At 42.5% G+C, this 510-nt stretch carries 1 protein-coding gene; it reads right to left on the bottom strand.

The window, feature by feature from the left end:
- A partial coding sequence (locus ACIR310F_RS0100455; RefSeq protein ID WP_028082121.1) for a calcium-binding protein occupies window positions 1-510 on the bottom strand: 510 nt, incomplete at both ends.

Here is a 510-nt window from a genome sequence, read left to right as displayed (position 1 = left end):
TCCACTGTCACCAATGGAGTAGTCAATAATGAGTAGATCATCTCCTGCTCCTCCGTTGGCGCTATCACTCCCTAATCCAGTGTTAAATGTGTCGTTACCAGCCCCGGCAGTGATAGACTCATTGCTGCGAACAACAATGTTATTAACTAAACCTAATTGATTGAATGTATCGTTGCCACTTCCAGTAGTGATAGTAAAGTTCTCAAAGTTAGTGGCTGTGACAATGCCAGTAAAACTAATCCCAGTAGTGGCATTATTAATAACGATATTGCCAGTTTGAGTGGATAAGTCTAAGGTTAAGGTATCAACACCAGCACCACCGTCAATTGTGTCATTGCCAGTACCACCATTAATTGTGTCATCACCATCTCCACCATTAATTGTGTCGTTGCCAGTGCCACCATTGATATTATCATTACCATCGCCACCATTGATAGTGTCGTTGCCAGCACCACCATTGATATCATCATTGCCAGTACCACTATTTATCGTGTCATTGCCACTTCCAGT

It is taken from the genome of Dolichospermum circinale AWQC310F (assembly GCF_000426925.1).
Classification (GTDB): domain Bacteria; phylum Cyanobacteriota; class Cyanobacteriia; order Cyanobacteriales; family Nostocaceae; genus Dolichospermum; species Dolichospermum circinale.
The sequence above is the reverse complement of the archived record's forward strand: the minus strand, read 5'-3'. Positions and strand labels throughout refer to the sequence as shown.